Below are 25,353 nucleotides of genomic sequence, written 5' to 3' on the forward strand. Positions count from 1 at the left end.
CGTTTTAATCCGTTAACTCATTATTTTAGAAATCAAAAAACCGCCCCATACTAAAATGGCGATAAAAAACGACAAAAACACCGCCGCCGACCCCTGATCTTTGGCGCGCCCTGACAGTTTATGGTACTCATCACCGATTCGGTCCACCACCGACTCCACCGCCGAGTTCAACAACTCCACCACCAACACGATCAACAACACACCAATTAAAATCGTGCGCTCCGAGGCCGTTTCACCCAACCAGAATGCAAAAGGCGCCATAATGGCGATTAGAATCACTTCCTGACGAAACGCCGCTTCATGCTTCCAGGTTGACCTAAAGCCCTTCCAGGAATAACCGGCCGCGTAAACCACTCGCCTCAATCCGGTATGTGGTGACTTCATTTTATATCCTTATCGTAATCTCTGCCGTACACAATGCGCGCTTTAGGCTTAAACTCAACACTGCCCAAGGAACGCTCCTTAACCAGCAAATCGCTTTCAACCTGCATCACACTCAACCCAAAGTGAAAAAAGTCATCCAGCATAAAAGGGGCGCCACGTCGAGCTTGAAGCCTTTTTACCGTATCCGGAAAAGCCGTTTGAAACGCCTCATTACGCCAGAGTAAAAAAGGAATTTCAAGCATATTTTTTGTTACACCATCCGGACCATGACCTTTGAAATCTTTGCTGTCAAAGACCTCTTCACCATGGTCGGCAAAGAAACTCATGGCGCTGATTTGCGGCCCGGGTTTCAAAAACGAGACAATTTCGCCCAGAACATAATCGGTATAACGCACGGAATTGTCATATTCATTGATGTACTGAAGCTGTGAGGAAGACAAGTCCTCACGATACGGACGCGTCCCCTCACTACCCTGGAAAACACTGAACGATTCCGGATACCGATTTCGGTATTGCAAATGACTGCCCATTAAATGCACAAAAATCACTTTATGTTGCGCCTTGTCTTCAACGGCCTGCTTCACATAGGGCAATAAATAGCCATCGTAGCGGTTGTTTTCAACTCCATGAAAATCGTGACTGATGAAATGCGACTCATCGGCGATGGCGGCAATCGCCGTGGTCGGGGTTCTGAGTGGCTGTTGATTGGATATCCACCAGGTTTTAAACCCAGCCTTCTTGACCGCACCCAGCAAACTGATTGCTTTGGATTCAGGCAAACTTTTGTCGGATGAGGCTTCCGTAAGTGTCACGGACAAAGAAGGCCTTGTCTGGGCAAACGCCGACACCACATTATCAAATCTGATTGTCTCGGAAGCTAAGTCACTCAAGTTCGGAGAAGTCTTCCTTGGGTAACCGTAGACCTGCATATGATTGCGGTTCATCGACTCACCAATGACTACGACATAGGTCTGCGGCTTTTCAGAAAGCTTGTGAGCGCTGAACGCTTTATTCGTAAACAACGCCTGCCTCGTAGCCACTTCTTCATCCAAACTTTTTCGGTTATTGGAGTAATCCAGCGCTACTCCAACAAACCCGGGAACGGTATCAAAGAAACGGTCGCGCTGATAAATCTGTTGAATGGCCACCGCCACCATCAATATCCCCAAAAAGGCATAAAAACGCTCTTTTTTAGTTTCGACATTTTTAAAGTTCACCTGACGTAGAGACCAATAGACAATCCCTAGGTAAAGCACAAACAACAACACATTCTCAAGCGAAGCATAGGCCAGCAAAAATTCAACACTCTCGTTCGGGTCGGTCAGCATCATCGCCTCAAATGAGGCACTGGTGAATATGCCGCCAAAAGTGACTGCGTACAAAATATCAAACGCACCTGACAAGGCCATCAACGCCAACACGCCTAATAGCAGCTTTTGGGAGAGGGTTTTGCGGAACAAATACGCCAGACCACCCACCATTAGCAACCAGCCTAAACGCGCATTCAACTCAGAACTGCGAATAAAATCCACATAACCGTAAATGACAATCAATGGAAAGAAAAAGATAAATAAGGTAACCCACCAATGCGAACGTAAATACTTTCTCACATGTCCCTCTAAAGTACAGGTAATTGAAGTCGCCAATTTTAGCATTTCATCCCTCTAAAAGGGTAAAATAAGCCCTATTTACTTGCCGCTAGAAGAGTTATGGAACAACTGCAAACAAAATGGGGACGCGTCAAAGCCCACCTAGAAGCCTGGTTGATTGATCATGAAATCCTGCGGGCTTTATATCGAAACTTCCATGCACTCTCGGACAAAGCATTTCGCAGCAACCATCCGTCCCCCGCTTTCATCAAAAAACTGCACCGTCAATATGGCGTCAAAACCATCATCAGTCTGCGCCGAGCGGACGACACTGGACAATACAAACTAGAAAAAGAGGCCTGCAAACGATACGGCATCACACTGATCAATCACCCGATGTCTTCGCGCTCCCTACCGGATGTCGACAAGGTTCTGCAGGCTAAAACCATCTTGGAGCAGGCAGAGTACCCCATTCTTATCCACTGTAAATCCGGCGCCGATCGTGCTGGCCTGATGAGCGTCTTCTACAAGTTATTTATCGAGAAAAAGCCGATTGAAGAAGCCTTACAAGAACTCAGCATGAAATACGGTCATTTTCGCTGGGCGGAAACCGGCAAGCTGGACTATTTCTTCGATGATTATCTAAACTACCGAGAACAGCACCCAGACACGGAATTTCTCGACTGGCTGCAAAACCATTATGACAAGCCGACACTGAATGCCAACTTCCACAGCTCAGGCTGGGCGAACATTGTGGTCAACAAGATTCTGCGCAGGGAATAAGATTTTCTATGTTTGATAAACACACACTAAGCCTCTACAAGAGACTGCTGACCTACATCAAACCTCACTGGAAAGTGGTGCTGATCACGCTCATTGCCCTGGCAATCGCAGCCGCCATGGAACCGATGATGCCGGCCCTGCTTAAACCCCTGGTGGATGACAGTCTCATCGGCAAAGACGCTGATGCCATCGTGCAAATCCCGCTATTGATCATGCTGGTATTCATCGTCAAAGGGATTGCCGAATACGCCAGCAAAGTCACCAGTGAGTGGGTCGCACACAAAGCCATTCTGGCGATCCGCTCGGAAATGTTCGCCAAAATGAACAATTTGCCACAACAAGTTCATCACGACTACTCCACTGGAAAGCTGCTTTCCAAAGTGACCTATGACGTTCCGCAAGTCGGCGCCTCCTTAAGCCAGGCCTGGATCATCATCATCCGCGACACCTTAATCATTCTCGGGTTACTCGGTTTTCTGCTGTACACCTCATGGCAGCTGACTCTGATGATGATTGTCATCGGCCCGGTAATTGCCTTCATCATCGACCGCGCGAGCCGTCTGATGCGCCAATCCAGTAAAGAGATGCAAAACAGCATGGGTGAACTCACACAGCGCCTTGAAGAAGGCCTGAACGGCCATAAGGAAATCAAAATCTACGGCGCGGAAAGCTACGAACAGCAACGCTTTCATGATACGGCGGAAAATCTCCGTCAGCACACTATGGCCGTGGTCAAAGTCTCAGCCGCCAACGTTCCGCTGGTGCAGATGCTGGCCGCCATTGCCTTGGCTGGCGTGCTTTATGTGGCGTCTCTGATGTCGGCACAAGATCTGTTCACACCGGGTGAATTCATCGCTTTCATTACCGCCATGGCCATGATTTTCGAACCAATCCGCCGTTTGACCAACATCAACGCCACCATCCAAAAAGGCATGGCGGCCTCCGAAAGCATCTTTGAATTACTCGACCAGCCTAAAGAACCCGACACTGGCACGCGAACACTCGACAACCCGGAAGGCAAAATTGCCTTCCAAAACGTCAGTTTCACTTATGCCGGCAGCGATCGCCCGGCTTTGGAAAACCTCACCCTGACACTGGCTGCCAAGCAGACCACCGCACTGGTGGGACAATCTGGCAGCGGAAAAACCACCTTGGCCAATCTTATCACCCGGTTCTACCAACCCCAGGAAGGTCAAATCCTGATCGACCAAACGCCGATCAGCGAAGTCGAGTTGCACAACCTACGCGACCAGATTGCCTACGTTAGCCAGAACGTCATTCTCTTCAACGATACCTTGGCCGCCAACATCGCTTACGGACAAAAAGACATTCCGGAAGAGCGAATTATCCAAGCGGCTAAATCGGCGCACGCTTGGGAATTCATTGAAAAACTGCCTAACGGCCTGCAGACCATTGTCGGCGACCAGGGCTCGAGCCTTTCCGGCGGACAACGCCAGCGCATCGCCATCGCCCGCGCATTCCTAAAAAACGCCCCCATTCTGATTATGGATGAAGCCACCTCCGCGCTGGATAATCAAAGCGAGAAAATGATTCAAATCGCCATGAACGAACTCAGGCAGAACCGCACCGTTATCATCATCGCGCATCGCTTGAGCACCATCGAAAGCGCCGACCAGATTGTTGTACTCGAGCAAGGGCGCTTGGCGGAACTGGGCACACACCAAAACCTACTGGAACAAAAAGGCATATACGCTAAGCTCTATCAGCAAGGACATGATATTGATGAGTAAGGCCGCAAACAAATCCGCCCGCCGCAAGCAGGCGCCCCAATTCAAGAAAGCCTTCCTACACCCAAAATACTGGGGAATCTGGGCAGGCCTGGGGCTTCTAAGGCTGCTCGCCTTCACCCCCTATTCCTGGAAACAACCGGTCGGCAAGGCTCTGGGAAATCTAATGTACTGGCTCGCCCCCAAACGGCGGCGGCTGGCCAAAGCAAATATCGCTTTGTGTTTTAACGACAAAACAGAGACAGAACGCCAAACCCTGCTCAAACAACATTTTGAGTCGCTGGGCATCGGCCTTATGGAAATGGGCATGGTCTGGTGGGGCCAGCATAAACGCGATCACGATCACGCTTTTGAGCGCAGCCTGGTGCGTTTTATTGGCAAAGAACATCTGCTCAACGCCCAAGCGCAAAACAAAGGGGTATTGATTCTAGCCCCCCACTTCACCACCTTGGAAGTGACAGGCCTGTTCATTTCGTTTTTGACCCATTATCACGCGGTCTACCGCCCGCATGATAACGAACTGATGGATTACCTCATCGCCAAAGGGCGTTCAATCCAGTTCAGCAACGGTGATCAGGTCAAACCGGTTTCCAACGCCAACACACGACAAATGCTCAAGGTACTGAAAGCCGGGCAAAGCCTGACCATACTGCCCGACCAACGTTATCGCGCCAAAGGCCATGTTGAGGTTCCCTTTTTTGGTCACAACGCCAAGAGCAATCCCGCCACCTCCAAAATCGCCAAACTCACGGGCTGCCTGGTAGTTCCGACCTTTACCCGCCGTCTGGACGACGGACGCTATGAAGTGGAGTTTCTGCCGGCTCTGGAGAATTTCCCATCCGGCGACGACTATGCCGACACCCTCAGACTGCACCAGCTTTATGAAACTGAAATCCGCCGCAATCCGGCACAATACCTTTGGGTTCACAACCGCTGGAACCTCAAGCACTATTAATCTGGCATTGCTCCACTACTAGTCGTAATACAGCCAGTCATAAAAAAACCACCTAGCGGTGGTTTTTTTGATTCTCGGTAAACACGGGTAGAAACCAGGCCTGCTCATTTTCAAAACAAACTATCAGTGTGAATGATGATGCGGATCCCAATCTATCAAAACATATTCCGCACCGCAATATGGACACTTAGCCTTGCCGGTTTCTTCAATCGGCAAAAACACACGTGGGTGTGAATTCCATACACTCATATTCGGCGTTGGGCAATGCAATGGTAAATCCGCATAAGTCACTTCATAATAACTTTTGGAGTTGGTTTTATTGGCTTCACTCATTTCAATCTCTCCGACATTCCGTTATTTAGGCGACTCTTGTCAACCAATCCATATGCTTGGCAGAACGACCATGCACCACATCAAAGTACAGGCTCTGCAATTTCTCGGTGATAGGGCCGCGTGAACCGATACCAATCGGGCGATTATCCAACTCACGAATCGGTGTCACTTCAGCGGCCGTCCCGGTAAAGAACGCTTCATCGGCAATATACACCTCATCACGGGTGATGCGTTTTTCAACCACCTCAATGCCCTGCTCTTTCGCCAAGTTCATAATGGTTTTACGGGTAATGCCGTCCAAACAACAGGTCAGTTCCGGAGTGTAAAGCACCCCGTCCTTGACCATAAAGAAATTTTCACCGGAACCTTCAGCCACATAACCGTCGACGTCCAACAATAGGGCTTCGTCACAACCGTGGTTGACCGCTTCCTGCAGCGCCAACATCGAGTTCATGTAAGACCCGTTGGATTTGGCTTTGGTCATGGTCACATTCACATGATGACGGGTATAAGAAGAGGTGGCGATTTTAATGCCGCGGGTCAGGTTCTCTTCCCCCATGTAGGCGCCCCATTCCCATGCTGCCACCATAACATGCACTTTAAGGTTGTCCGCACGGATACCCATCCCCTCTGAGCCGTAAAATGCCATCGGACGGATATAGGCCGACTTCAGATTGTTTTCACGAACCGAAGCTCTTTGTGCCTCATTCAAAGTCTCTTTGTCGAAGGGCATCTTCATATTGACGATTTTTGCAGAGTTCATCAAACGGTCGGTATGCGCGTCCAAACGAAAAATCGACGTTCCCTGCTCGGCCTCATAGGCTCTTACACCTTCGAAAACCCCCATTCCATAATGCAGGGTGTGTGTCAGAACATGCACTTTCGCATCACGCCATGGCACCATTTCACCGTCCAACCAAATGACACCGTCTCTATCCGCCATTGTTTGCATTCAAATTACTCCACAAAAATGTATACAAATTAAATAAGAGGAATATTCTATCCTAAAATAGGTTGCTGTTAAGTGCAGAATTACCCTAATTTGCCGTAAAACCCATGAATAATCACCGAATTATGCACTTACCCCACCCCAAAACCACTATATGATGTGGAGCGTCACATTAAAATCACTTGATATTTCTTAGCATTTCGCTAAAATCATTTTTTTGGAAATTTTATTCTAAAAAAGCAACCTCGCAGCTGGAGTCAACAATTAACCGCCAACTGGTTAATCCGCGCTGCATCGGGTTGCTTTTTTGTTTTTAACCCCTTTGTTGTTACCCATTGAATGCAATGGGAATTGTATTGAAAAGGAAAATCACAACCATGTCTGACCATCTAATGACGACTTATGCACGACTCCCGGTCACCTTTGAAAAAGGTGCCGGTGCGATCCTGCAGGATACCAATGGCAAATCGTATCTGGATGCGGTAAGCGGCATTGCGGTATGCAGTCTTGGGCATGCGCACCCGGCCGTGGCAGAAGCCATCTGCGAACAGAGCCACCAACTGATTCATACTTCCAATCTTTACAATGTGGCCAACCAACAAAAACTTTCAGACCGGTTGACCGAACTCTCCGGCATGGATCGCGCCTTTTTCTGCAACTCTGGAGCGGAAGCCAACGAAACCGCACTGAAAATCGCCAAAAAATTCGGCCATCAAAAAGGCATCGACAATCCGGCGGTCATCGTCATGGAAAACAGTTTCCATGGCCGCACCATGGCCACCTTGTCGGCAACCGGCAATGCAAAAGTACATGAAGGCTTCACCCCACTGGTCGAAGGCTTTGTGCGCGTCCCGTATGACAATGTCGAGGCTGTCAAACAACACAGCGACAATGCCAATATTGTGGCGATCCTGGTCGAGCCGGTACAAGGTGAAGGTGGGGTTCACGTTCCTAAAGCCGGATATTTAACCGAATTAAAAGCCATTTGCGAACAAAACGATTGGCTATTGATGCTGGATGAAATCCAAACTGGAATTGGCCGAACCGGTAAATGGTTTGCCTTCCAACATGAAAGTGTCACTCCGGACGTCCTGACCTTGGCAAAGGCTTTAGGAAACGGCGTGCCAATCGGCTGCTGCCTGGCCAAAGGAAAGGCCGCCGATGTATTGGTACCCGGCAACCACGGCACTACCTTCGGCGGCAACCCGCTGGCCTGTGCCGCCGGACTGGCCGTACTCAACATTATGGAAATGCACAACTACATTCCGCACGTCGCCAAAAAAGGTCAAACTTTGCTTGAGCGATTCAGGGAAGAGCTCAAGGATCAATCCAGTGTGATCGAAATCCGCGGCAAAGGCTACATGATCGGCATCCAACTGGATCGTCCATGCGGCGAACTGGTGACTAAAGCGCTGGAAAATGGCTTGCTTATTAACGTCACCCGTGGCGACACCGTCCGCCTGCTACCTCCTTTTGTGATGGATACCGAACAGAAAGAACAGCTGATCACGCAACTGACTCAATTAATTCGAGAGTTCCTGGCTACCTAAACCGGGAAATCAAAATACATAAACTAAGAGGTCATTTTATGACTATTAGACATTTTTTAACATTAAACGATTTAAGCCCAGCCGAACTCAACCAGATTCTGCTGCGAGCTACCGAACTCAAAGCCATGCACAAAGCGGGCGAAATTTTTGAGCCACTTAAAAACAAAACTCTGGCGATGATTTTTGAGAAGTCGTCAACACGTACTCGCATTTCATTTGAAGCGGGCATGACCCAGCTTGGCGGGCATGCCCTGTTCCTCTCTTCAAACGATACCCAGCTAGGTCGTGGGGAGCCGATTGAAGACAGTGCCCGAGTGATTTCCAGCATGGTCGACGGCATCATGATCCGCACCTTTGAACATGACATTGTGGAGACCATGGCGCAATATTCAAGTGTGCCTATCATCAACGCCCTCACCGACGATTATCACCCTTGCCAGCTGCTTGCAGACATGCAAACTTATCACGAACACCGTGGCAGCATTCAAGGCAAAACCGTGGTATGGGTGGGCGATGGCAACAACATGTGCCATTCCTATATTAACGCTGCCAAGCAGTATGACTTCAAACTGCGCATCGCCTGTCCGCAAGGTTATGACCCCAACATGGAACTGGTTCAAGCCAATGCCGACCGCGTTGAAATCGTGCGTAACCCGATGGACGCTGCACAAGGTTCCGATTTGATTGTCACTGATGTCTGGGCCAGCATGGGCCAGGAAGAAGAACAGAAATTGCGTGAAAAAGCCTTTGCCGACTATCAAGTCAATGCGGCTTTGATGCAGCAAGCCAATCAGGACGCCTTGTTTATGCACTGCCTGCCAGCACATCGAGGCGAAGAAGTCACCTCCGAGGTAATTGACGCCAAAGACAGCGTGGTGTGGGACGAAGCCGAAAACCGCCTGCATGCCCAAAAGGCCTTGCTTGAATTCTTGATGGCCAAATAAACCTCAATACAAAGCAAATCGCCTTTTCTTTTAGGCACAAAAAAGCCCGCTTTATGCGGGCTTTTTGTTTTTTTGCAGCCTGAGAATGAACAGGCCTGTCCATTATTTATGAAAGAGAATCAGTTGATTGGGTCGGTGACATTAAAACTAACAGGTACCTTAAGACCTTTTGGCGTTGTAACCGTCACTTCAAATAGACCTGTTTCTACATCTGCATTATCCGGACTAGAAGTTAAGCTAACGAAAAAAGCAGTATAACCCGTTGTATTCAAAATTTCTGTCACCGGAACAGTCGATAGCTCACCAACTTCCGAGGCGACACTCACGGTTGAACCAGTAGGAGCAGACTGTCTGATTGCAATCGTACAATTTGCATCGTCAGGATCAGTAGCATCGACACGCTCGCCAGCTCCATCAACACAAAGTGCAGCCGTATCTTCGATTAAAATCCAGAACACGCGAGTTTCCAACCCATTAGCAAATACAACATCACCTGTTGTACAACTGCCATCCGTTTTAATCTTACCAGTCGCGGTCAAACAGCTACCTGAAGTGGTTTCATAAACCGATATGTCCGGTGAACTACTTGCCATAATAATTTGGGCACTCTGGCGAACATGAATCAACTTGCTAGCATCAGTCACCGGACACAGTCCTGTAGTATTTTCGCACGGCATACCATTGTAAATACCATCCGCCGTATCATAAATCCCGTTATTATTGTAATCATAGGGCTTTTCATCCTGGCTGAAATCATTCAAGAATCCATTGGTTGCATCCGGATTGAACACCCCATTTTCATCATCGTCACGAAACGCTTCCGGCATATCATCAAAGGAATCACCATCATCAAACACCCCCGAACCATTATCGTCGAAATAAGTTTCATGACCTATGGCATAGGCCAAAACCGTAGAACGGTGATCCTCAGGCCTAGGATTGCTACTACGCCACACCACTGAACAGGTACTATTGACTGTAGCACAAGATGGATCTATCACGCCGCCCTCTGTAGTAAAGTTGATTACCGTCCCATCTTTAACGGAATTATTAAATCGGTCTCCTAACAATACAGTTACATTAACCACTTCACCATCATGGTTCAAACCTTCTGGCGCAAATTTGTCCATAGAAAGGCTAAAGCTATTTTGATCCGGAATTCCTGTGGTAACGGTGAGCTGACTTGATTGCACAAATATACTTTCACCGTTCGGAAGCGTTACTGAGGCGGTAACCCGTACAGGTGTAGGAATTGTACCCGCCTGCACAATCGTTGAAGCCTCACCACTTGCATTAGTGTTAGCAGTGGAGGTCGACAAACTCAAACCACCGATTATGGTAGTCAATTCGAAATTCACTGGGACATCTGCAATAGGGTTACCCGAATTGTCCAACACGATGAACTTAACAACAGATGTTTCACCATAACCCGCACTTCCAGTACCCTTTAAGGAGATGATACTTGGATCAACACTGTCGAAAATAATAGAGGCCACTGATGAAGTGTCATCATTTTGTGCCGAGGTGGTTGCGAAAAACTCAAAAGTTAATTGCTCTTCAATACCATAAGTTTCGGATCTCACTGTGAACACACCAGGTGCCACACCAGACAGCAAATCATCTGGCGCTGTTAGGGTCACAGAGCGTGTTCCGATAAGTGCATTGGTTCCATCACCTGTACGAATTTCATCAGCATAAATACCATCAAAATCACCGACCGTCGTTCTTACATTTAGTATTTCATTTGGTAATGGCGTTCCTTCACCATCAACCAACGTCACTGTAATTTTGGCATCCTCACTTGTGGGAATATTCGTAGTTTCTTCAAGAGTTGAAGCGATCTGCATTTGAATTTGTAGCGAGGGTTCGCCTGTCACAGAGACGTCACCTGATTGACTACTTGGATAAAACGTATATGCGATCGATCCGCTACCGGATGCATAAGAGACCGAAACGGTTCCTTCAACCGCTCCTTCATCGACTTCAGGAGGTAACAGCACAAAACTTGCTCCACCCAATAAATCGGTTTCAGCAGTGCTTTGGGAAACAATCGCACCACCTGTTGCGGCAATGGTTATGGACTCATTTTTCACCAACGCCCCATTCGAATCAACAATTTTTACAAATACGTTTGCGACATCATTTTCACTGAATGACGTGGTAACATCTCCAGTTGAAGCACTTTTCATCTGTAAGTTAACGCCAGGAGACAGCGAATCAAAGCTCGCTGTGTCGGCACCGCCACCGCTTCCACCACAACCCGCTAGAGTTAGAATCGAAACAAGCAATCCAAACCACTTCAAAAACTTAACCATCGGTCTATACCTCTTTTCTGGAGATGAACGCTTGCGACAACGTCCCGGCATCAATAAACTCTAGTTCGCCCCCAATTGGAATACCTTGCGCCAATCGAGAAACCTTAATGTCGTATCGTTTTGCCAACTGCTGAATGTAATGCGCGGTGGCTTCACCTTCAACGGTTGGATTTGTTGCGATAATTAATTCTACCACCCCTTGCCGGGAGAAACGAGTCTCTAATTGATCCAGTCCCAATTCCTGAGGCCCAATCCCGTCGATGGGCGACAGATGCCCCATCAGAACAAAGTATTTGCCCCGGAAAATTCCGGATTGTTCGATTGCCATCATATCCGACGGCGATTCGACAATACAAAGCTCGTCGTCCTGACGGGACTGCGAAGCGCAAATGGAACAGACCGTCTCTTCGGTAAAGGTGCGACACTGCTCACAATGGTTGACTTTTTCCACCGCCTCTTCAAGCGCTTTAGCCAGTTGCGTGCCACCGGAACGATTATGCTCCAGCAGATAAAAGGCCATGCGCTGTGCGGATTTGGGGCCAACACCGGGCAAAACTCGAAACGCTTCAATTAAATCTGAAATTAAGGGGCTGTACATAGTGCTGTTTTATGATCCATAAGGCGGCTTGGAACACACGACTAAAGCGCGCTTTCCAAAACCGGCAGGCCTGTCTAAAATGGCATTTTCATGCCTGGAGGCAAATCCATACCACCCGTCAAGCCGCCCATTTTTTCCTGAGTGACTTCTTCAACATGGCGCACGGCACTGTTGACGGCGGCGGCAAATAAATCTTCCAGCATCTCTTTATCATCCATCAGGCTGTCGTCAATGGAAACCTTAACCAATTCATGTTTACCGGTCATGGTCACTTTGACCATGCCGCCGCCAGCTTCTCCGGACACTTCCATCTCGGCAATTTCCTGTTGCGCGGCCTGCATGTTTTTTTGCATGTCTTGCGCTTGTTTCATTAAATTGCCTAAACCACCTTTTCCACCAAACATCGTTTTTTCCTTTTTGTTGTGTAGTCGTTATTTATTTTTTTAATTACTTTTTTAAATTAATTTGTATCTACATCCGTGCAAACGTAGCGCATTAAACTGGTGAAATACTGGAGGTAATCACCTCCATTCCCAATTCGTTTTTAAAAGCTGCAACCATCTGATCCTGAGCAATCGAGACTTCCGCCTGACGTTGTTTTTCGGCTGCGTGACGCTGTGCCTGCTTGGCCGGCGTATCATGTTGCGCCGCTTGGGTAAAATTAAGTTTTATGCCTGCACCAAAGGCCTGTTGAACACTTTCGGTCAAACGCAAAACAGCCATATCAGTTTGCGCGAACGCTTGATCCGGGTCAACACTCAGCACCCAGTTTTGTTCGGAATAACTGACCAGAACACTTTGCCTGGCCAACTCTGCCGCCATGCCTTCCGGCTGTAATCTTTCCAACACATCCAGCCAAATTTGCAGTCGGTTCTCGTCCGTTAAGGCCACATATTGCCAGGAGGTTTGCGACTGATTTTCGGGCTGAGCTTCTACCGCCTGACTCGCTTCATGACGTTCATTTTGATCGGAAAAACTCGGTTTTTCAGATTCAATAAACGCCTTTCCTGAAGACTGGGGTGACTCAACCTCAGACACATGTCCTGAATGCTGGCCAGACCCATCAACCGAAGCAAAGCCATTAAGTTCAAATGAACTCTCTTCAACCGGTGCCACCTGTTCAACAGGGGACGATAAAAATTCTCTCGCCATAGGGGCATAGGGCTGAGCGTGTGGCGGTTCAAACGACCTGTCCTGAGGCGGATTTTCCACCTCTTCCTGCACAAGTCGCGATTCCGTTCCTTGAACGCCAGAGGCCGGTTTAGTTTGGGGGCTGGTTTGATGCTTTCCCAGCGGTTGTTTCAACCTCTGCTTAATCTGTGCTAGATGATCCGTTACTTCTGCGGCGCTATTGATATTGGCTTCAGACTGCGCATTTTGTGGCGGTACAGAAGCAGGCATCTCGTTTTCCCACGGAGGCGTCGGCTCCATGACTTCTGCTGGTGTTTGGGCGCGCGCTGCTTGCGGTTGCTGCGCGTGGTCTCCCCCGTGCTGACTCTGATGCTGAACTGGGGGTTCAGTGCTTGCCGGTTCGGCCTGCTTTTTAGACATCAACGCGCGTGCCGAAGACAGGCCTGCCAAAACCTCTTGAGGGTCGGCCTCTTGCAGTGTAGGTTCATTGTTTGGAGACGATTGCGACTGTGAAATGGAGTCATCTTCTGGGCCTTCCGAAAGCGTAGAGGCCTCAGCAGGCTGAAAAGCCAGCATTCTTAACAAAGCCATTTCAAATCCGATACGCATGTCCGGCGCCAATTGCATGTCCTGCTTGGTCAGCAACGCAATTTGGTAGAGCATTTGCACACGCTGCGGTGATAACAGCTGACTCAAAGATTGCAGCACCTCAACCGGCAAGATATTAGACTCTTCCACCCCGCCCAACACTTGCTTGAAGGCCAGTGCATGCAAGGTTTCAATCAATTGCGCCAATAGAGCCGAATAATCGACCCCCATCAGAGCCAGCTGTTGAATCACCTCTTTCAACCCTTCGGCGGAATCCTCAGCCAAGGCCTGCAAAATCGCCACGGTGTACTGCTGATCAACCAACCCCAACATCATCTGCACGGGTTCGAACATGATTTGACCCGCACCATAGGCAATGGCCTGATCCAAAAGGCTTAAGGCATCACGTGCCGACCCGTCCGCACTTTTGGCGATGAGCGCCAAGGCGCTGGCTTCGTAGGGCAGATTCTCCTGTTGCAGAATAAACTCCAGATGATTTTGAATCTGAACCTGTGTTAAACGCATTAAGTTGAACTGCAAACAACGCGACAATACGGTGATCGGCAATTTATGAGGATCAGTGGTCGCCAGCAAGAACTTCACATGTTCTGGCGGCTCTTCCAACGTCTTCAAAAGCGCATTAAAACTGCTTTTGGAGAGCATGTGCACTTCATCAATCAGATAGACTTTATAGCGCCCCTGGGTCGGCGCGAACTGCACGTTATCCAGAATTTCGCGGGTGTCGTCCACTTTAGTTCGCGAGGCCGCATCCACCTCGATCAAATCGATAAAACGCCCTTCGTCGATCGCCTTGCAGGTATCGCAGACCCCGCAAGGTGTGGATGAAATGCCTTGCTGGCAATTCAAGGCCTTGGAGAAAATCCTGGCAATGGTAGTCTTACCGACGCCTCGGGTACCGGTAAACAGATAAGCATGATGAAGACGGTTTTGATCAAGCGCATTGGACAGCGCTTGCATAACGTGAGCCTGTCCCACCAGTTCAGAGAAATTCTTAGGGCGCCATTTTCTGGCCAGTACGGTATAACTCATAGAAAATCCATTCACCCCATCACAGCTTAATTACGGTTCAAAAACAGTTCAAATCAAGCGTTATTTTAACGTGATTAAAGACAAAAAGAGAGGAAATTAGCGGCTTAATTCGGAATGAATCATGACTCAAGAAACAGAACAAAAATATAGACAAACACAGAGAATATGGAGGCGACCCTACCCGCCTGACCTCGGCGCACGCATCAGAAGGTACCGTTGCTTCCTTCCGGACCTGGCGGAGTTCCCAACTTAGCGTCGCGAGGAGACGAATAGAGCCACCATAATATGGAGCGGGTAAGGAGAATCGAACTCCTCTCATCGGCTTGGAAGGCCGAGGTAATAGCCAATATACGATACCCGCTTGGCGGAGAGCGGGGGATTCGAACCCCCGATAGGTTTGACCCTATACCCGCTTTCCAGGCGAGCTCCTTCAGCCGCTCAGACAGCTCTCCAAAAGGAATGCCGGATTATATAGGTTCAAAACCAATATGTCCAGCCAGATAAAACAAATTCAGGCTGTAAAATTTCATCAGGCCTGTTCAAACCCGTGACTAGACGTCTTGCCAACCGCCCCAGAACATCCAGCCTTTGTAACGCATTTTTTTCATTTCGCAATTCAGGCCTTCATAGGAACGTTCCCAATTCAAAACCGGACCAAAGAAAAACGCCATCATCCGCTCAAAGAAATTCATCTGCATGGAGCTGTTGCGTTCAATATCCAAACAGCTCTGATATCGTGAAACCCCGTCTTCCTCATAAGCCAAACAACGTGACATCGCCAAATTCCCAGAATCAGTTTCTGGAACACAGGTGCCTTGATAACCGATATAAAAAGGATCATTTAATACCACTTTTCTACTTGAACTCACACTGTTACACGACTGTACTGAAGAGGGCATCATAAAAAAACCCGGCACCAAACAACGGTAATCACTTGTATTAGCTGAAGGCACGATATCACTTTTGTTGTAGTCTCTAAAGGAACCCGATGAAAACCAGCCGGACGATAAAGTTTGTTCATAGGCCAACTTTTCATCTGTAGAACCCATACAGGGACACATCATGGACATCATCCCTTCCATTGCACTAAACATACCGCCTACCTCATAAAGAGGATCCTTACCATCTGCAATCAAAAGCGGCTTGTGCCCCAATACTCGAGCAAACGAAGCGTCATCGTAACCTTGGGTAAAAAACATAAAAAAGTTCACGGTATCCGGCGCCCGCCCAATCCAGGCATCATCGAATGTTGCAAGCGGATATTTGGTTTCGTCAGCATTACTGATTTTGCTATCGGTATATCCGTAATTGCAGTAGTTATTTCGGCTTTCAGAATAAGGCTCGCCCGCCCACGCCACATCAGACAAATCAGCGCCCCGGCAGCTTTCATAACGATTTTTACAGTAACAATCCTGATCATCAATATTTTCGGCATCCAAACCATAAATAGCCTTGCCTTGCGGTGTAAAACCGTAAAAGCTATTTTGGTCACTCCACAACTGTACGGCAACCGCACTGAAATCGGGAGGGTTTTCAGCCGCTCGGGGATTACTAGAGTCACTATCCAGTTCCACAAAATCGCCGTTTTCGTCAAAATTACCAAAAGTAATCGTCTTATTTAAATTAACCGCAATATCGTCGGTCGCTTGGGTATACATCCCAACCTGAGTAAGCAGATCATCAACCACCAAACTGGTTTTGTTTGCAGGAATCGCCCCTTCATCAATCGCCTTTTTGGTAATTGCAAGTTCCGAACGTAATGCGACACTGGCAACAGTTCGAGCGTAATTATCCAATTTACGGTCCAACAACTTTGCATTTCCAAATTCCATTACCTGATTAAAAGCAAACAAAGAAACGGCGATGGACGCAACTCCCAACAAAGAAATAGCACCTCGTTGCTTCCTTAGTCTTTGTTTCAAAGGTCGTACTAGCTGCTTCATTTAGTTCACCAAGGTTTTAACCAGTTTTAAGTTATTGAGGGCTTTCGTGTTCAACGGATCTTTTTGCAAGGCATCTTCAAAATAGCCTTGCGCCTCCAGATAGTTTTTCTGTAAAAGCGCGCTGAACCCAAGATTATTCAAAGCACTCACCTGAATGTTCATTTCAGGGCGTTTTAACCATTGCTGGTAGAGCTTTTCAGCGTCTGCATATTGGCCTTCTACAAGTGACAGACGTGCCAACTCCGATTCATCGTCCAAAGTCTTGTCGGGCAACTTTGCTGCTTCCTGCCACGCAATCAAAGCCAATTCGTTTTTCTGCTGGGCCTCATAAACCTTGCCCAACAGGCGATATAGACGAATGTCTTGCGACTCTGCTTTTCGCAGTTTCTTCAACAGGAATTCGGCGCGTTCATAGCGTTGACGATTGAGTTCAAGACGCACTAAATCCAAAGCGAATTGATACTCCTCCTTTTCCCCTAATTCACTCGCTAAAGGCTCTACCTGTTGCGAATATTTGGCATAATCGATCTGACTCTCAACCTTCGTGGGTATTTGCGAACAACCTCCAAGCAAAACCAGCAGGCCTGTCAAAAAGCCCAATTTCAGCCAATTTGCATGCCGAGCATGTTTATTCATATGCATTTAAAAACCTCTTCCTAGCATGACCATCTTTTCACCCAGCAATAAAATCAAATACGGCACCATCAAAAACGGCATGATGACCACCGCCATCTTCGCGGATGTTTTAGCGGCCTTCTCTTCCAAGGCCTGCTCACGATCCAGATACATTCTGCGCGAAAACTCGCTGAGCGCCTCGCTGATGGAGCTGCCCAGCTTTTCATTTTGAATTAATACCTGCACCAGGCTCTGAATATCCCTCGTGGGGTTTCGTTCTGCAAATTGGCGCAAAGCCTCGATTCGCGGCACACCCAGCTGGATTTGATCCAGAAGATACTCAAACTCATAACAAATTTCGGGGTGAATATCCTTAAGCTCCTGTGACACTCGTTTCACGGCTACCAGATAACTCAAACCTGCATTCATGCAGATATTGCACATATCCAGAAAATCGGGCAGATGCAAGCTAATGTTACTTAAGCGACTTTGCCCCATGTAAATCAAAATCCGCTCCGGTAACAGCAGCATAATAGTCGGAGCGATAATAATAGAGACAGCCGGCAAGCCCAGCCAGCTCCACAAAAGCGCCATGACCAGGGCCGATAATAAAACAGCACTGTATTTGATGAAAAAATAAGCACCAATGTAACGTTCATGCCGAAATCCAGCACTGACCAACTGACGCTGTACGGTTGCGATCTCTTTGACACTTTTAGGGCCCAAAGCTCGCCCTAAAGAGCACCACCAGCAGTGTGAATAATGGCTTTTCTGTTTGGCATATTGGCTGGCCAGCCCCACTCGAGATTTGATGCGCTCCTTCTGCAGTTGAAGATTCTGGGCTTTGAGAAGACGATTGACCAACAGCCAAACGCTGAAGAAAGCCAAACTGGCGGTAACCAACAATAAAACCGGCAAAGACAACATGATCAAAACCTCATCTTCAACATCTGGCGCAAAATTAAGGTGCCCATGCCAATTAAAACCACTGAAATTAAAAACAACTTGAAGCCTAGAGGGTCGTTCAAAAAGAAATCCATCGACTTTGGATCAAAGAAATATTTATAACCGATATAGAGCACTGGGGCACCGCCGATGAACCAGGCGGTAAAACGAGATTCGGCTGTGAGCGTCTTGAGTTTAGACTGAAAGTTTTCCCGGCGACGCATTAAACGCGACAGTTCGGTCAAAATCACCGCCAACTGCCCACCGGTTTCGCGCTGAATAATCAAGGTGATGACAAAAAACTGCGCCTCTGGCAAGTCCACTCGTCGCTGAAATTCACGCAGGATATCGCGCATACTAATGCCCAAAGTAAGCTGTTTATTGACCTCTTTGAGCTCTTGCGCCAAAGGGCCGTTCATATCTTCTGCAATCGCCGCCAAAGCCCCGTCTATACCATAACCGGAATGCAAGGAGCGCACGATGGAATCCAACATGTCTGGAAATTGTTTGCGCAACTCACGCTGACGCTGGTGAATCTTGATCGCCAAATAAAAAGCCGGTAATAGAGGCAGTATCACACTGAGCAGCACCAATTTTTCGGTGAGCACACTGTATTTGGTGGCGAGCACAAAAGCGCTGACAAACAGTAAAATTGCCTGAATCACCAGCAGACGCACAATCTCGTTTTTTTGGTTGATACCGGCTTTCTTGAATTTACCGCTGATCCACACAAACCAGGGTTTCTGTTTTTGTGACAGCAACTGATCCTGAAAACTGGTGTGTTCTGCCTGATTAATACCGACACGCACCATCAACTTTTTAAGTTCATTTTGCCGATACTGCTGACGTTTCAAGGACAGCCCGAATCCAACCAATATAAACGGAAACAGCACAGCCAGAGCCACAATGGCAAAACCTAAATCCATTACCTGACTTCCTGCTTAAAACTGAACAGATCAGGCGGCAAACGATACCCCACCGCCTCGCACTTCTTGCCACATCCGGGGCGTAAACCGGTGGCACGAAATAGACCTCGCATGCTTTCGGAGGTTTTGTCGAGCAGGTTTTCGAACACAAAGATTTCCTGCAAGACCACGTTATCCTCTTCAACCCCCACCACTTCGGTAATCGATTCGACGCGACGTTTGCCGTCTTTGCCTCGATTCACGTAAATAATGAGGTCAATCGCACTCGCAATTTGTTTGCGGATCGAGGCCGCCGGAATTTCCACACCACTGAGGTTGATCATCAACTCCAGACGGGCAATGCTGTCACGCGGACTGTTGGCGTGCAAGGTCGCTAAAGAGCCGTCGTGCCCGGTATTCATCGCCTGCAACATATCCAGCACTTCCCCGCCACGCACCTCACCCAGCACAATGCGGTCGGGGCGCATACGCAATGCGTTTTTCAAGAGTTCCCGTTGCGACACTTCCCCCGCACCTTCGGCATTCGGTGGACGGGTTTCAAGACGTACCACGTGCGCCTGCTGCATTCGTAATTCAGCACTGTCCTCTATGGTGACAGTGCGTTCGTTTTCAGGAATCAAACCGGAAAGCATGTTCAGTGTAGTGGTTTTACCAGAACCGGTACCGCCACACACCAGAATATTCAAACCGGCCTTGACCGCATAATCCAAAAACAAAAACATCTGCTCGGTCATGGAGCCGAAGGCAATCAGATCTTTTGGACGCAGATGCTGTTCCGGGAAACGGCGGATGGAGACGCTGATTCCATCCACTGCCAACGGTGGGACAATGATATTGATACGGGAACCGTCCGGCAGACGCGCATCCACCAGCGGTGAGGACTCATCCACACGACGGCCGGTGGTATACAGCATGCGATCAACCTTATTGCGCAAATGCTCCTCGCTGATGAAACTCACATCGGTCAACTCAAGCTGACCACCGCGTTCCACATAAATCTGGTTATAGCCGTTGATGAGGATATCGGAAATCGACGGATCGGCCAGCAGAGGTTCAATCGGACCCAAGCCGTAAATTTCATCCAACAACTCCACCCCAAGTTGACGCACTTCAATATCCGAAAGAGGATAGCCCATCTCCGCGGCCACTTCACGCACCAGCAATTCCAAACGTGGTTTGAGCTCCTGGCGGGTTTCCTTGCTGTCCGCTTGGTAGAAGGCATCGTCTTCAGTAGCTTTCTTTTGACAGCGATGTTTTATCTCCAAAAAAGAGGCGTTCTGCGACATATTGACATCATTCATGGCGGCTCTTCCCGCCGTTCCCATGCTCGGTTTCTCAACCTTTTCATTAGATTGCAATTCAGTCGCAACCTGACGCTGCTGTTCCACTTGACGTAAACGGTCACGAATGCTCATTTAAGACACCGCGACATTTTTGTCGATGGCCGTCGACGATGTCTTACTAGAGGGATTCTTAGACGATTTTTTCTTTACACTTCCCTTATAGGCCGACAGCCATCCGGACAACAGGCCCTTGACTCGCGCGGGCTTAGTGCCCAACTCACCCACATCAAGTTTCAGACTGCCGTTATGTAGCATATTGGCGATATTGAACAGTTGCTTGTTGACGACCGACTCCGGTTTATACTCCTTAAGCAAACGCCCTTCTTTCAAGGATTCGTTAAAGCCCAGATAATCGTTTGCCACCCGGGCAACGGTACTGACATCCAACGCGTCCACCACCTCTTCCAGCATCTCGTCATCATGACTGGTGCTACGGTTGACCACCAGCTTGATGGACTCCTTTAAATAACCAAGCTTCTGAGTCAATTGAATGGCGGTATTTACTGCCCGGAACGACGATAAAGAAGGCTCGGCCACCAGCACGATATTGTCCGATTCATCGAGACAACTTAGAGTCAAATCGGATAAGTCGCTCGCACAGTCGATGATCACATGATCGTAATAACGGCGTAACGACTGGATAATGGTTTTGATCAGTTCGCCGTTGAGGTTATCCAACTCACTGACTTCGCTTGGCAGAGACAACACATACAAGCCGGACTCGTGGCGGCTCAGGGACTTATAGATCAATTTTTCATCAAACCGGTTGAGGTTATAGACGAAGTCCGTCAAGGAGTAGAGGCGCTGCCCTTCCATGTTCAGGTATAAGGAGGTGTCGCCTAAAGGCATGTTCAAATCGACCAGCACTGTTTTGCCTTCGGTCAAATCATTTAGATGCGAGGCTAAATTGGTGGCCAGAGCGGTACAACCTACCCCGCCTTTCAGACTGAACATCGACGAGACATTACCATTTTTGCCCTGACGGCGGCGATCCTGCATGTGCAGGATCGATAATATGTTGAACACTTCGTTAGGACATTCGACAAACCCCTGAACGCCTTGATGGTTGGCCTCAATAATAAAGTCGGCATTTTTCTCTTTCAGCAAGATGTAGATCGGCACACCTTTGGCCAGGGTCAGAACCTGATTGATTTTCTCCAGAATCTCTTCCGAATTCCCGTGATATTCCATCAACACCAAACTGATCTCTTCCGGCCAGATGTGAGGAATTTCCGTCATAGGCTCCAGCAAATATTTGGACATCACCGATACGCGCACCGCTTCCTTAAGGTCTTCATCCGATCCAAAGTAAAGGGCTTGTTTTAAGGCCATAGAACTGGTGGGTAATGACTGATTCATCAGGGTTTCTCCAGGCCGATTTTGACCGACAGCTCCGGCAATGCACTTTCACCCTCTGGTAGAAGCTCTGCCACCTTGCCCATAAAGAAGCCGTCTGCGGCACTTGGTCGCTGCATACGTTCGCCCGGCAATGAAACCTTGGTGCCCTCGGCAATCGGCTCAACAAAAGTCGGGGTTACCAAAATGGCGAGTTCCGACTGATCTTTTTCGTAACTGGTTGAGCGGAACAACGTACCGATAATTGGAATATCACCCAGCAATGGGATCTTGGAAATTGAAGAGCGCAGATTATCCTGAATCAAACCACCGATGACAAAACTCTGCCCGGCCGCCAGGGTAATGGTGGTATTGGCCTTGCGAGAACGGAAGCCAGGCACCTCAATTCCTCCTGTTACAACTCCAGCACTCCCATCGATATTGCTGATTTCCGGTGCCACCGTCATCTGAATCTCGCCGGATTCGGTAATGATTGGACTGAAACGCAGACGCACGCCGAACTCTTTATAGGTCACGGTAATCGTATTATTATCTTGCGCAACCGGAATAGGTACCTCGCCCCCCACCAAAAAATCAGCTGTCTCACCCGACTGTACAATCAATTCCGGCTTAGCTAAAACACGCGCCAAGTTGTTTCCTTCAAGAATCGATAACACACCAAACAAATTCCCCTCCCTGGGATTGATACCAATTTGGAACCCGTCGGGATGCGGAAACACCATGCCCGCAGGCGTGCCCGAGGCCACATTATCGACGTTCAAAAGAAAGCTGGCTGTCGTGCCCAAGTTCCCTGGAGGAAAAATACCATAACGATCTTTTTTATCCCTGGCCGCAAAACCGCTTCGGAAAGGATTTCCCTTAACGACTTCTGCAACCCTCACCGACAGTTTGACTTGTTGCGGGCCGGTCACCTTGACCATATTAACCACACTCAAACCCAAAGCCGAGATAACCGAATGGATGCGTTTTTTCTGGGCTTTATTTGGCACTTCACCACTCAACAACACCATGTAGTTGCCCGCTAATGGCTGGGCACTGATTGAACCTGCGGATTCTTCCGACTGCAATACATCTTTGTCTTTGCGTTTACTGGCCTTCAAAGCCGCATCGTCATCAATCTGGTTGCCTATGTGATCAACTTCACGACGTACTGCACTTTCAGAATTGATCCAGATATTTTTAAGTTCATAAGAGACCGTACCCTGCGGATTCAAATCCTTAAGCAAGGTATTCAAGGTCGACTCAATCTCTTCTCGACGGGATTGATCTGGCGCCACATTCAATACTACCTGGTGATCGACATTTGGCTTATCACGATAAGTCACGATTAATTGCGTACGTCCGGCACCTTTCCCCGTAAGCAGCAATTCTTTGTTACTGAGCACCTTCACCGTCGCCAATTCAGGATTGGCAATCAAGGCACGCTTCAAGGCCTGGTCGAACTTGATGATTTGGCTGTCGGTTTCGGTCAGATTATAAACCTTGGCCAATTCTGCGTGCGCATCAACCGGGAGGATGATCAACCCCAAACTCGTCATCAATGCGGTTTTCTTAATCCAGCTGAAAATCATTTTCATCGTGTAATCACCTCTTGAACACTGTCACCCTGCATGATCTGAATCACATCGCGACTCTGCTTGGGCTTGAATTTTGGCGGACGCTGCTTAGCGCGTTCCATGACTTTGACATTGACGCCGTCGGTTTCGATCAAATCCACATCCGCCGGGCCCCTTAAGGCTAAATGAATCGCGCCGACATTCATCGCCAACGCAACCTGCTCGGCTTGACGGGTACTGACATTCAAGGCCACCATGGAAGCCTTAACAAACGCCTCACCCTGTTTATCTTCAGTGGCTTTCTGAGCTTCTTCCTGCTTCATCTTGCCCATACGGTTGGTCTGTCCGATCGACAGAACTTCAATATTCTGCAAAATGGTACGGCTGATCATGCGCTTGCCGTCGGCGCTTTCAAACACACTGATGACGTCCACATGATCACTGGGATTAAGCATTCCAAGCAGACCGCTTTCCGCCGATACCGGAATACGGATGGCACGCATACCTTTCTCCAATAAGGCCTCGACGCTACTTTCCGACTCCTCCTGCAAACCGATTTTCTGATCGATCAACCACTCCCCGACAAAAATATGCTGTTTGGCAATGTGGCCCACCACCGCATTCGGCTGTGTCACCACGCCTTGGGCAATCACACCTTCAGTCGGCACCATCAACACCTTGATGTCATCGATCTCGATTTTCTCACCGCGATACAAATCACGGTTCGCCACCACCACAGAACGCAGCTCGGGCTTTTCGATCACGGTGACAGTTTTGACCTCGGTCTTGCTTTCCGCTTCGGCGACGCGGTTTTCGACATAACCGTACACCAGTCCGACCGCCAAAATGGCAGAGAGCAGCGCAACGCCATACAGGATGAAATCACTGCGTTGAATTTTCATAATTAACTCATCAGATTTGGATTTAGGCACCCGTTAAAATAGGCATCCTCAAGAAGTACAATTGTCTTTGATACTGATAATGGTATCGACACTCATCGGGAGCATGACTTCAATCATCTCCGGCAACAATAAGGAATTGGCCGTTGCGGTGAAGTTGAGCACATAGACATCAAACCCCGAGATTGTGCTATTGGTAAAAGTAGCACTGATTGGCTCTTTAGAATTAAAGGTTACACCCTTTTCTTCTAGCGCCTGTTGCACATGGGTTTTTAAGATGGCATTGGCACCAGTTGGCAATGCCACCTTGCCCCCGCTACAAGAAGCGTAAACAGGAGCCGGGCTAAGTGAAGCACCGGATGCCAGATTGCTGACATCAGACACCTCACTGAGAATCGCACTATGCACATCCGTCAAGACATCATTGGCGGCGAAACTATTCAAGGCGAAAGCAACCACTTCCACCACGAACAAAATAACCGCCAACATAATGGGGAGCACATAGGCCGTTTCCAGCATTACGGCCCCTTGCTGAAATTTAGCAGGATGATTCAAGTCTAAAAACCGGCGTTATTCTGTTGGTGTTACACCATCAATTACAGCAGTCTGAATAGCACCGCCAACTGTACCTGCACCTGTAGTACCATCAAAAACCAATGCCGCAATTGCTGCCACGCCAGCAACCACCAACGCATACTCAATCATCGACGCGCCTTTCTGTTTTTTGACTTGTTTGGCTCTGATCATTTCCAACACTTTTGCTTCGTTCAACATCTTAACCACCTCGGTTTTGTTAAAAATTTGTGAATTCCCGTCTTCGGGTTGGAGGCCATTTAAACTTGCGCCTTTTGCG

General features: G+C 48.4%; 23 protein-coding genes, 2 tRNA genes and 1 other RNA gene. 5 read left to right on the plus strand and 21 right to left on the minus strand.

Features of this window, described 5'->3' with window-relative positions; translation table 11 throughout:
• Positions 1–12 precede the first annotated feature (12 nt).
• Together B076_RS0109655 and B076_RS0109660 are read right to left on the minus strand one after the other, a co-directional pair.
• Complete coding sequence (locus B076_RS0109655; protein ID WP_028487127.1) at positions 13–384, minus strand: diacylglycerol kinase; 372 nt, start codon at positions 382–384, stop codon at positions 13–15.
• On the minus strand, positions 381–1,994 hold the full coding sequence (locus tag B076_RS0109660) for a phosphoethanolamine transferase (protein WP_157753553.1): 1,614 nt from the start codon (positions 1,992–1,994) through the stop codon (positions 381–383). Before B076_RS0109660 ends, B076_RS0109655 begins: the two co-directional genes overlap by 4 nt.
• A 99-nt stretch (positions 1,995–2,093) precedes the next feature.
• Between B076_RS0109660 and B076_RS0109665 the strand changes: the two genes are divergently transcribed.
• Genes B076_RS0109665 through B076_RS12675 form a run of 3 tightly spaced genes read left to right on the plus strand, consistent with a single transcriptional unit; the run spans position 2,094 to position 5,459 of the window.
• Positions 2,094–2,756: a fused DSP-PTPase phosphatase/NAD kinase-like protein gene (locus tag B076_RS0109665; protein ID WP_028487129.1), complete on the plus strand. Its 663-nt coding sequence runs from the start codon at positions 2,094–2,096 to the stop codon at positions 2,754–2,756.
• 8 nt (positions 2,757–2,764) lie between these two features.
• Positions 2,765–4,507 carry a lipid A export permease/ATP-binding protein MsbA gene (msbA, locus tag B076_RS0109670; RefSeq protein ID WP_028487130.1) on the plus strand — a complete coding sequence of 581 codons (1,743 nt, stop codon included), beginning with the start codon at positions 2,765–2,767 and terminating at the stop codon, positions 4,505–4,507.
• Positions 4,500–5,459: a lysophospholipid acyltransferase family protein gene (locus tag B076_RS12675; protein WP_051347380.1), complete on the plus strand. Its 960-nt coding sequence runs from the start codon at positions 4,500–4,502 to the stop codon at positions 5,457–5,459. The genes msbA and B076_RS12675 overlap by 8 nt, the downstream gene beginning before the upstream one ends.
• Positions 5,460–5,582: 123 nt before the next feature.
• Here B076_RS12675 and B076_RS0109680 read toward each other — a convergent pair whose 3' ends face one another.
• Both B076_RS0109680 and B076_RS0109685 read right to left on the minus strand, forming a co-directional pair.
• The gene (locus B076_RS0109680; RefSeq protein WP_028487131.1) at positions 5,583–5,792 is read right to left on the minus strand and encodes a zinc-finger domain-containing protein; all 210 of its coding nucleotides are present in this window, start codon (positions 5,790–5,792) and stop codon (positions 5,583–5,585) included.
• A 25-nt stretch (positions 5,793–5,817) separates the two neighbouring features.
• On the minus strand, positions 5,818–6,744 hold the full coding sequence (locus B076_RS0109685) for a branched-chain amino acid transaminase (protein ID WP_028487132.1): 927 nt from the start codon (positions 6,742–6,744) through the stop codon (positions 5,818–5,820).
• 374 nt (positions 6,745–7,118) lie between these two features.
• Between B076_RS0109685 and B076_RS0109690 the strand changes: the two genes are divergently transcribed.
• Entirely contained in the window at positions 7,119–8,291 is a 1,173-nt protein-coding gene (locus B076_RS0109690; RefSeq protein ID WP_028487133.1) for an aspartate aminotransferase family protein, read from the plus strand.
• Between the two features lie 38 nt (positions 8,292–8,329).
• The gene (gene argF, locus B076_RS0109695; RefSeq protein ID WP_028487134.1) at positions 8,330–9,235 is read left to right on the plus strand and encodes an ornithine carbamoyltransferase; all 906 of its coding nucleotides are present in this window, start codon (positions 8,330–8,332) and stop codon (positions 9,233–9,235) included.
• 119 nt (positions 9,236–9,354) lie between these two features.
• Here the strand turns inward: argF and B076_RS0109700 are convergent, their stop codons facing one another.
• From B076_RS0109700 to B076_RS0109775, 17 genes are all read right to left on the minus strand, one after another.
• Positions 9,355–11,550 (minus strand): Ig-like domain-containing protein, encoded by a 2,196-nt coding sequence (locus B076_RS0109700; protein WP_028487135.1) that lies wholly within the window; start codon positions 11,548–11,550, stop codon positions 9,355–9,357.
• 4 nt (positions 11,551–11,554) lie between these two features.
• Positions 11,555–12,148, minus strand: a complete 594-nt coding sequence (gene recR, locus B076_RS0109705; RefSeq protein ID WP_028487136.1) for a recombination mediator RecR — start codon at positions 12,146–12,148, stop codon at positions 11,555–11,557.
• A gap of 74 nt (positions 12,149–12,222) precedes the next feature.
• Positions 12,223–12,552 (minus strand): YbaB/EbfC family nucleoid-associated protein, encoded by a 330-nt coding sequence (locus tag B076_RS0109710; RefSeq protein WP_028487137.1) that lies wholly within the window; start codon positions 12,550–12,552, stop codon positions 12,223–12,225.
• Positions 12,553–12,643: 91 nt separating this feature from the next.
• A complete protein-coding gene (gene dnaX, locus B076_RS12680) occupies positions 12,644–14,917 on the minus strand; it encodes a DNA polymerase III subunit gamma/tau (RefSeq protein WP_051347295.1) in 2,274 nt (757 codons plus the stop codon).
• 175 nt (positions 14,918–15,092) lie between these two features.
• Positions 15,093–15,189: signal recognition particle sRNA small type (ffs, locus tag B076_RS13205), an RNA gene on the minus strand.
• A 14-nt stretch (positions 15,190–15,203) separates the two neighbouring features.
• Positions 15,204–15,278 (minus strand) — tRNA-Gly (locus tag B076_RS0109720).
• Between the two features lies 1 nt (position 15,279).
• A tRNA-Ser gene (locus tag B076_RS0109725) sits at positions 15,280–15,369 on the minus strand.
• 99 nt (positions 15,370–15,468) lie between these two features.
• Positions 15,469–16,860 (minus strand): hypothetical protein, encoded by a 1,392-nt coding sequence (locus B076_RS0109730; protein ID WP_028487138.1) that lies wholly within the window; start codon positions 16,858–16,860, stop codon positions 15,469–15,471.
• On the minus strand, positions 16,861–17,502 hold the full coding sequence (locus tag B076_RS0109735; RefSeq protein WP_028487139.1) for a tetratricopeptide repeat protein: 642 nt from the start codon (positions 17,500–17,502) through the stop codon (positions 16,861–16,863).
• Complete coding sequence (locus tag B076_RS0109740) at positions 17,503–18,402, minus strand: type II secretion system F family protein (RefSeq protein WP_245566348.1); 900 nt, start codon at positions 18,400–18,402, stop codon at positions 17,503–17,505.
• A 2-nt stretch (positions 18,403–18,404) separates the two neighbouring features.
• The gene (locus B076_RS0109745) at positions 18,405–19,346 is read right to left on the minus strand and encodes a type II secretion system F family protein (RefSeq protein ID WP_028487141.1); all 942 of its coding nucleotides are present in this window, start codon (positions 19,344–19,346) and stop codon (positions 18,405–18,407) included.
• A complete protein-coding gene (locus B076_RS0109750; RefSeq protein ID WP_028487142.1) occupies positions 19,346–20,761 on the minus strand; it encodes a CpaF family protein in 1,416 nt (471 codons plus the stop codon). The genes B076_RS0109745 and B076_RS0109750 overlap by 1 nt, the downstream gene beginning before the upstream one ends.
• Complete coding sequence (locus B076_RS12685) at positions 20,762–22,048, minus strand: AAA family ATPase (protein ID WP_084205755.1); 1,287 nt, start codon at positions 22,046–22,048, stop codon at positions 20,762–20,764.
• The gene (locus B076_RS0109760; RefSeq protein ID WP_245566349.1) at positions 22,048–23,622 is read right to left on the minus strand and encodes a type II and III secretion system protein family protein; all 1,575 of its coding nucleotides are present in this window, start codon (positions 23,620–23,622) and stop codon (positions 22,048–22,050) included. Before B076_RS0109760 ends, B076_RS12685 begins: the two co-directional genes overlap by 1 nt.
• Positions 23,619–24,503 carry a Flp pilus assembly protein CpaB gene (gene cpaB / locus B076_RS0109765; RefSeq protein WP_028487144.1) on the minus strand — a complete coding sequence of 295 codons (885 nt, stop codon included), beginning with the start codon at positions 24,501–24,503 and terminating at the stop codon, positions 23,619–23,621. Before cpaB ends, B076_RS0109760 begins: the two co-directional genes overlap by 4 nt.
• A gap of 48 nt (positions 24,504–24,551) precedes the next feature.
• Entirely contained in the window at positions 24,552–25,019 is a 468-nt protein-coding gene (locus tag B076_RS0109770) for a hypothetical protein (protein ID WP_028487145.1), read from the minus strand.
• 51 nt (positions 25,020–25,070) lie between these two features.
• Entirely contained in the window at positions 25,071–25,274 is a 204-nt protein-coding gene (locus B076_RS0109775; RefSeq protein WP_028487146.1) for a hypothetical protein, read from the minus strand.
• Between the last annotated feature and the right edge of the window lie 79 nt (positions 25,275–25,353).

Source organism: Thiomicrorhabdus chilensis DSM 12352 (assembly GCF_000483485.1).
Classification (GTDB): domain Bacteria; phylum Pseudomonadota; class Gammaproteobacteria; order Thiomicrospirales; family Thiomicrospiraceae; genus Thiomicrorhabdus; species Thiomicrorhabdus chilensis.

Excerpts from the sequence above, each read along its gene's own strand:
- B076_RS0109770 (WP_028487145.1), bottom strand. The coding sequence starts at position 25,019 with ATGCTGGAAACGGCCTATGTGCTCCCCATTATGTTGGCGGTTATTTTG.
- B076_RS0109760 (WP_245566349.1), bottom strand. The coding sequence starts at position 23,622 with ATGAAAATGATTTTCAGCTGGATTAAGAAAACCGCATTGATGACGAGT.
- B076_RS0109665 (WP_028487129.1), top strand. The coding sequence starts at position 2,094 with ATGGAACAACTGCAAACAAAATGGGGACGCGTCAAAGCCCACCTAGAA.
- B076_RS0109655 (WP_028487127.1), bottom strand. The coding sequence starts at position 384 with ATGAAGTCACCACATACCGGATTGAGGCGAGTGGTTTACGCGGCCGGT.
- B076_RS0109740 (WP_245566348.1), bottom strand. The coding sequence starts at position 18,402 with ATGTTGTCTTTGCCGGTTTTATTGTTGGTTACCGCCAGTTTGGCTTTC.
- msbA (WP_028487130.1), top strand. The coding sequence starts at position 2,765 with ATGTTTGATAAACACACACTAAGCCTCTACAAGAGACTGCTGACCTAC.
- B076_RS0109775 (WP_028487146.1), bottom strand. The coding sequence starts at position 25,274 with ATGTTGAACGAAGCAAAAGTGTTGGAAATGATCAGAGCCAAACAAGTC.
- B076_RS0109745 (WP_028487141.1), bottom strand. The coding sequence starts at position 19,346 with ATGGATTTAGGTTTTGCCATTGTGGCTCTGGCTGTGCTGTTTCCGTTT.
- B076_RS12675 (WP_051347380.1), top strand. The coding sequence starts at position 4,500 with ATGAGTAAGGCCGCAAACAAATCCGCCCGCCGCAAGCAGGCGCCCCAA.
- cpaB (WP_028487144.1), bottom strand. The coding sequence starts at position 24,503 with ATGAAAATTCAACGCAGTGATTTCATCCTGTATGGCGTTGCGCTGCTC.
- B076_RS0109690 (WP_028487133.1), top strand. The coding sequence starts at position 7,119 with ATGTCTGACCATCTAATGACGACTTATGCACGACTCCCGGTCACCTTT.
- B076_RS0109750 (WP_028487142.1), bottom strand. The coding sequence starts at position 20,761 with ATGAGCATTCGTGACCGTTTACGTCAAGTGGAACAGCAGCGTCAGGTT.
- B076_RS0109735 (WP_028487139.1), bottom strand. The coding sequence starts at position 17,502 with ATGCATATGAATAAACATGCTCGGCATGCAAATTGGCTGAAATTGGGC.
- recR (WP_028487136.1), bottom strand. The coding sequence starts at position 12,148 with ATGTACAGCCCCTTAATTTCAGATTTAATTGAAGCGTTTCGAGTTTTG.
- B076_RS0109700 (WP_028487135.1), bottom strand. The coding sequence starts at position 11,550 with ATGGTTAAGTTTTTGAAGTGGTTTGGATTGCTTGTTTCGATTCTAACT.
- B076_RS0109710 (WP_028487137.1), bottom strand. The coding sequence starts at position 12,552 with ATGTTTGGTGGAAAAGGTGGTTTAGGCAATTTAATGAAACAAGCGCAA.
- B076_RS12685 (WP_084205755.1), bottom strand. The coding sequence starts at position 22,048 with ATGAATCAGTCATTACCCACCAGTTCTATGGCCTTAAAACAAGCCCTT.
- B076_RS0109680 (WP_028487131.1), bottom strand. The coding sequence starts at position 5,792 with ATGAGTGAAGCCAATAAAACCAACTCCAAAAGTTATTATGAAGTGACT.
- dnaX (WP_051347295.1), bottom strand. The coding sequence starts at position 14,917 with ATGAGTTATACCGTACTGGCCAGAAAATGGCGCCCTAAGAATTTCTCT.
- B076_RS0109730 (WP_028487138.1), bottom strand. The coding sequence starts at position 16,860 with ATGAAGCAGCTAGTACGACCTTTGAAACAAAGACTAAGGAAGCAACGA.
- B076_RS0109685 (WP_028487132.1), bottom strand. The coding sequence starts at position 6,744 with ATGCAAACAATGGCGGATAGAGACGGTGTCATTTGGTTGGACGGTGAA.
- argF (WP_028487134.1), top strand. The coding sequence starts at position 8,330 with ATGACTATTAGACATTTTTTAACATTAAACGATTTAAGCCCAGCCGAA.